Origin of the sequence: Streptomyces sp. NPDC059456 (assembly GCF_042750055.1) — a bacterium.
GTDB lineage: Bacteria > Actinomycetota > Actinomycetes > Streptomycetales > Streptomycetaceae > Streptomyces.
In genome coordinates this window covers 1-1,935 of record NZ_JBHYVA010001031.1, presented here as the reverse complement: position 1 = coordinate 1,935, position 1,935 = coordinate 1, and the positions used below count along the sequence as shown (strand labels likewise).

1 protein-coding gene and 1 pseudogene are annotated in these 1,935 nt (G+C 68.6%); one reads left to right on the top strand and one right to left on the bottom strand.

Translation table 11 applies throughout. The features are described 5' to 3' along the window. Positions 1-410: pseudogene (locus ACFXA3_RS41825) on the bottom strand (hypothetical protein); the annotation flags it as partial. 108 nt (positions 411-518) lie between these two features. Here ACFXA3_RS41825 and ACFXA3_RS41820 point away from each other — a divergent pair. Then, a partial coding sequence (locus ACFXA3_RS41820; RefSeq protein ID WP_385196638.1) for a cation:dicarboxylate symporter family transporter occupies positions 519-1,935 on the top strand: 1,417 nt, incomplete at its 3' end.

Sequence of the window (1,935 nt, the reverse complement as noted above, 5' to 3'; positions counted from 1 at the left end):
CCACAACAACACACCCCACCAACAACAAAAACACCAAAAAACACACACCCCAAAACCCCCATCCCATTGGGTATCGGGGGCTCGTTTATGTGTAAACGACACAGGTCCGGAGCCATGATCGTCACGAAGTCGACCCCGGAGTCGACGCGGACCCGCTCGGCGTAGGGCTGGAGGGCGGCCGAGGGGCTGCCGCCCCGACCCGCCGCGCGCACGGCCTCGTGGACGGACGGGGAGTCGGCGACCGCGCGGGCCACGGCCCCCGCCTGGCGCCGGGCGGCCTCCTCGGCCTGCCCGCGGGCGGTGGCGTACGCGAAGACCGCGCAGCCGGCGACGACCACGGCGACCAGCAGCACCTGCATGGCGAAGAGCTGGCCGGCGAGGCTGCGCGGCGGACGGGGGAACCGGAACATGGCGTTCAGTGTGCACCCGGGTGTGAACTCAATGAACGCAACGGTGACCGGGGTCACAGCCTCGGGCGATGGTCCTCCCGGGACGTATTCAGCACCAGGAGGCGAGCCGTGGCCGGCAGACGCGACAAGACCCATTATCTCTACATCGCGGTGATCGCCGCGGTGCTCCTCGGCATCGCCGTCGGCTTCGCCGCGCCGGGCACGGCCGTGGAACTCAAGCCGCTGGGCACCGGCTTCGTGAACCTCATCAAGATGATGATCTCGCCCGTGATCTTCTGCACCATCGTGCTGGGCATCGGGTCGGTGCGCAAGGCCGCCAAGGTCGGCGCCGTGGGCGGGCTCGCCCTCGGCTACTTCATGATCATGTCCACGGTGGCACTGGCCATCGGGCTCGTCGTCGGGAACCTGCTGGAGCCGGGCAGCGGACTGCACCTGACCGAGGCCGTCAAGCACGCCGGAGAGGCACAGGCCAAGGCGGGCGGGGCGCAGAGCACGCCCGAATTCCTGCTCGGGATCATCCCGACCACCCTGGTCTCGGCCTTCACCGGCGGCCAGGTGCTCCAGACGCTGCTGGTGGCCCTGCTGTGCGGGTTCGCGCTCCAGGCCATGGGTCCGGCGGGCGAGCCGCTGCTCCGGGGCATCGGCCACGTGCAGAAGCTGGTCTTCCGGGTGCTCGCGATGATCATGTGGGCGGCGCCGGTGGGCGCGTTCGGCGCGATCGCCGCGGTGGTCGGCGCAACCGGAATCGACGCACTGAAGTCGCTCGCCGTCATCATGATCGGTTTCTACACGACCTGCCTGCTGTTCGTGGTCGTCGTGCTCGGCACCCTGCTGCGGGTGTGCACCGGGCTCAACGTGTTCTCGCTGCTGCGCTACCTGGGCCGCGAGTTCCTGCTGATCCTCTCCACCTCCTCGTCGGAATCGGCGCTGCCCCGGCTGATCGCGAAGATGGAACACCTGGGCGTCTCCAAGCCGGTGGTGGGCATCACCGTGCCGACGGGCTACTCGTTCAACCTGGACGGGACCGCGATCTACCTGACGATGTCCTCCCTGTTCATCGCGGAGGCGACGGGCAAGCCGCTCGCCCTGGGCGAGCAGATCTCGCTGCTGCTGTTCATGATCGTGGCCTCGAAGGGCGCGGCCGGGGTGACCGGCGCGGGGCTCGCGACGCTGGCCGGCGGGCTCCAGTCGCACCGGCCGGAACTCGTCGACGGCGTCGGCCTGATCGTGGGCATCGACCGCTTCATGAGCGAGGCCCGGGCACTGACCAACTTCGCGGGCAACGCGGTGGCGACCGTGCTCATCGGCACCTGGACCAAGGAGTTCGACCGCGAGCGGGCCACCGAAGTCCTGGCGGGACGCCTGCAGTTCGACGAGACCACGCTGGTCGACGACGACCACGGCACGCAGATCCCCGCCGTGCCCGCCCCGTCGCCGGCCGGCGTCAAGGACGGCGTACCCGCCAACGACAGTCTCATAATAAAATCTCCGATACCACGATACCCAGTTAGAAGGCGGGTTATCT